Genomic DNA, 4180 nt, shown 5'->3' with positions numbered 1-4180 from the left:
CCCGGCGATCGTCTCGATCCGCGACGGGCCGTCGGGGCACACGCGGTCGATGACGGCGAGCGTCGACTCCGCCAGCGGTCGATCGAGCGCGGCGAGGTTCTCGCGTTGCCGGGCCGGGAATCTCGCCGTCGGCAGCGGGATCATCCCCCGAGCCGCCGACCAGGCGATCGCCAGCTGCGCCGGGGTGAGACCCTCCTCGCGTGCGGCGCGCACGAGCACCGGATGCCGCAGCATCCCGTCTCCGAGGCCCGTCGGATGCGCGGCGAGCACCCTGACGCCTCGGCCATCGAGGTCGCGCCGCAACTCGCGCTGGGGAGCGAGCGGGTGCACGACGATCTTGTCGACGGCCGGCCGATCTCCGGTCGCCTCGAGAAGGGCGTCACTCTCCGCCGCGCCGAACCCCGCGACACCCACGCGGCTGACGAGGCCTCGCACCCGGGCCTTCGCGAGAGAGTGCCAGGCCGCCAGCGAGCGCGCCGCCCCGATCCACGGCACCAGCATGAGATCGATGTGCTCCAGCTGGGTGCGCAGCAGAAACTCCTCGACGAACTTCGTCGCCTCGTTCGCGCTCGTGCGACTCGCGGGCAGCCGGGTCGCGACCGTGACGAGATCACGCGGGACGGCTGCCGCGGCAATCGCCGCGCCGACCGTGCCGTCGTTGTCGTAGTCAGGGTCGGTGACGATCAGGCGGAAGCCGTCGTCGATCGCCGCTGAGACGACATGGATGCCGCCGCTGCCCCGCACGCCCGCGACCGCCAGTCCGATCGGGGGGATGCTCGCCGAGGCGGGACGGGCGGGTGCGCTCATGGCGTCATCGCTGTCCGAACCTGCGCGCTGTCGACGATCTGCTCGAAGCTGACCACCCGGTCGGATGCCAGCCGCCAGATGTGCGCGACCCGCGCGGTGAACGGGCGCCCCGTCTCGCGGAAGGTGCCCGAGTACGTGCCGATGCCGACCTGCACATCGCCCGCGTCGACGAGCTCGTCGAGGTCGAAGCGATAGCCGTCGAAGTCGCGGGCGAGTGCGTCGAACACGTGGACGCGCACGGCGTCGGGGCCGACGTAGGTGCCCGCACGCGGGAACCCGGCCGCCTCGGTCCAGGTCGTGTCGGGCTCGATGGGGGCGAGCATCCCGGCGAGATCGCCGCCGGCGCTGGCCTCGTAGTGTCGCGTGATGATGTCGTGAGCGCGGCTCATGCGGGTGTCCTTTCGGTGGGTCAGACGGGCTCGACGTCGGGGTACACGACGTTGCCGAGCGGATAGATGTGGCCGCCCGCGAGGCGGTGGTCGGCGCCGCCGCCGGGCGCGGTGCCGAGGAAGATCCCCGTCGTGCGCAGCGCGTAGCCGAGGTCGTGCAGCCAGACGCTCGCGACCGGGATCACGAACTCGCGGAACGTGAACAGGTAGAGGCCGGAGTCGTCGAACTTCCACACCGACGACATGTCGACGTCGCCGTGCCCGCGCTGCTCGCCGTGGAGGCACTGCCAGCAGTAGCGCTCGCTCGAGAGGAACACGTGCTCGTACAGGTGCACGGGGCTGTAGCGCACGAGCTCGCGGAAGCCGATCAGATCGCGCGACGGCGCGGGCTTCACCCCCGTCACATCTTGTCCGACGACACGCCCCGCGGCGATCGTCTGCTGCACCTGCGGCATTCCCGGTCGCGGCTCGCCGATCACGGAGTGGATGATCAGTGCGCGACCGGTCGTCTCCGACCAGAACACCGTGATCGCGTCCTGAGACCGCGACGTGAGGGGCAGGTTGAAGAACACCACGTCGTCGCGCACACGCACCGCGTCGTACGGGTCCACCGTGCCATCCGGTGTGCTCAGAAGGGCTGCCGACCGCCACCGGGCGGTGCCATCGGCCAGGACGTCCACGGCGAGACCGATGCCGCCGTCGAACTCCCAGGCGATCGATCGTCCGGCGAGGTCGGCCTGCGGCATCCGATAAGTGTCGATTCCGGTCGCGAAGTCGTCGTATGACTTCCACGTGCCCTGGTCGGCATCGTGGGTCGTGCGCGAGACGGTGACGTTCTCGGAATGGGACATCAGTGACCTCCGGTGAGAGTGGGTGAGGGGGAGGGGATGAGGAGTACGGCCTTGATCAGCCCCTCCGTACGACCGCGAACGGCGGCGAGCGCGGTGCTCGCCTCATCGAGCGGGAAGATGTGGGTGATGAGCGAGGCGAACGGGAATCGCGCCTGATCGAGCAGCGTGATGGCGCGTTCATAGCCGCCCGCGGCAAGGAACGACGGCAGGATGTCGATCTCCCGGGTGAGGAGGTCCTCATCCGGTGCGATCGTGAGCGCCGCGCCGCCGCCACATGCCCCGGCGAGCACAACCCGACCGCCGCGCCGGACCAGACGGATCGCGTCCTGCTGCGCCGTGGGATTCCCGGCGCACTCGATGACCACGTCCGGACCGCCGGGGAGCAGGTGGCGAATCCGCGAGTGGAGCTCGGCCCCGCGCTCTGCGAGGGTGTCCGTCGCGCCGAACGAGCGTGCGAGCACCCGCCGCTCGGGGCGACCGCCGACGACGATGACGTGCCGGGCACCGGCCGCCGACGCAACCGCTGCGACGAGCAGACCGATCGGGCCCGGGCCGATGATCACGACGTCGTCGCCGAGGCCGACGCGACCGCGCTCGACCGCCCGCACCGCGACCGCGAGAGGCTCGGTGAGCACCGCGACGTCGTTCTGGAGCGTGGGCGGAAGCACGTGGATGACGCCCTCAGGGGGAACCACCAGGTGGGTGCCGTACCCGCCGGTGAAGGGCGAGAGCGTGCGGGGGATGTTCACGCCCATCTGGCGCCCCGCCGCAGGTGAGACCGCGGGATCGTCCCGCTCACAGAGGTTGCGACGACCCTCGCGGCATCGCGCGCACCGCCCGCAGGCCAGCAGCATCTCCACCACGACGCGATCACCGACGCGCAACCCCGGGCGGGCCGCCTCGGTGCCGATAGAGATCACCGTTCCGACGAACTCGTGACCGGGCACCAGCGGGAACGGGTCACCGATCTCGCCGTCGAGCAGGTGCAGATCGGTTCCGCAGATGCCGACGCGGTCGACGGCGACCACGACATCGGATGCCGCGGGCACGGGTGCCGGGCCGGTGACCGTGTCGATCATGCCGGGAGCGACGAACAGGACCTGCGTCGCCGTGCCGGTCGCGTCGTTCATGCGAGTGTCCTTCCCCGCGGCGCATCGTCGTGCCGCTGTGTGAAGGCTCGCGTGCCCGGACGCGGGGCGGTTGCGTCGGAGCGCGCAGATGTTGAATCGGCGCGCAGTGTGTCCCTCCCGGGGCGACGTCAGCGGCGGGTCATCCGGGACCGGAACTCGGACGGGGTCTCGCCGTAGACAGACTTGAACGTGCGCGAGAAATGGGCCACGTCGGCGAACGACCAGCGGGCGGCGATCGCCGTCACGGTCATGTCCGCGAAGTCCGGGTCGGCGAGTTCGTCGCGGCATCGCTCGATGCGGCGCAGCCGGATGTAGGAGCCGACGCTCATCCCCTCGGACTGGAACAGCGAATGCAGATAGCGCACCGAGATGAAATGGGCGTCCGCGATGAGCGACGGCGTGACGCCCGGGTCTTCGAGCACTGCGTCGATGTACGAGTAGATCCGATCGATCAGCCGTTCGCCGCCAGCGCCCTCCGTCGCCGGCAGCGAGTCTCGCAGCAGGATATTGACGAGGTCGACCGCATTGCGCGCCAATCGCCAGCCTGTCGCGGTGCTGACCGCCTCGAGTCGCCCGGCCAGTTGCAGGAGCACGCCGCCGACCATGCTCCCCAGGTGGTCGTCCTTGCCCAGCGCAGTCGCCGTCAGCCGGGCGATGCGATCGTCGGACAGGTCGACGAGCCGCTTGGGGAACATGGCGACGATCGTGCGGATCGATGAGTCGTCGAATGCGAGCGTGTACGGACGAGTCGTGTCATAGACGGCGATGTCGCCCGGTGACAGCACGACGTCGCGGCCGTCCTGGCAGATGAAGCCGGAGCCTTCGACCATCAGGCTCACCTTGTAGCTCGGTTCGGACTCCGACTCGGCGACGAGGCGGCGTGTGCGCTCGACCACATGCGGATCGGCGGCGATCTCGACGATCTTCAGGTCGCGCAGCTCGGCGCTGCGCGCCGCGGCGTGGAAATGGTGCGGGCGCCGACTGGAAACCTGCAGGGGGACGA

5 protein-coding genes are annotated in these 4180 nt (G+C 70.2%); all 5 read right to left on the bottom strand.

Features of this window, described 5'->3' with window-relative positions; all coding sequences use genetic code 11:
- Positions 1–807, bottom strand: an 807-nt coding sequence (locus ASG00_RS14645) for an aldo/keto reductase (RefSeq protein WP_056519148.1), incomplete at its 3' end; no start/stop codon positions are given.
- The gene (locus tag ASG00_RS13475; RefSeq protein ID WP_056210221.1) at positions 804–1196 is read right to left on the bottom strand and encodes a nuclear transport factor 2 family protein; all 393 of its coding nucleotides are present in this window, start codon (positions 1194–1196) and stop codon (positions 804–806) included. The genes ASG00_RS13475 and ASG00_RS14645, both read right to left, overlap by 4 nt.
- Before the next feature lie 20 nt (positions 1197–1216).
- A complete protein-coding gene (locus ASG00_RS13470) occupies positions 1217–2047 on the bottom strand; it encodes a MoaF C-terminal domain-containing protein (protein WP_056210219.1) in 831 nt (276 codons plus the stop codon).
- On the bottom strand, positions 2047–3177 hold the full coding sequence (locus ASG00_RS13465) for a zinc-dependent alcohol dehydrogenase (protein ID WP_056210217.1): 1131 nt from the start codon (positions 3175–3177) through the stop codon (positions 2047–2049). The genes ASG00_RS13470 and ASG00_RS13465 overlap by 1 nt, the downstream gene beginning before the upstream one ends.
- A gap of 128 nt (positions 3178–3305) precedes the next feature.
- Positions 3306–4180, bottom strand: an 875-nt coding sequence (locus tag ASG00_RS13460; protein WP_200930935.1) for a helix-turn-helix domain-containing protein, incomplete at its 5' end; no start/stop codon positions are given.

The sequence above is a fragment of the Microbacterium sp. Leaf351 genome, from assembly GCF_001423825.1.
Taxonomy (GTDB): Bacteria; Actinomycetota; Actinomycetes; order Actinomycetales; family Microbacteriaceae; genus Microbacterium; species Microbacterium ginsengisoli.
The sequence above is the reverse complement of the archived record's forward strand: the minus strand, read 5'-3'. Positions and strand labels throughout refer to the sequence as shown.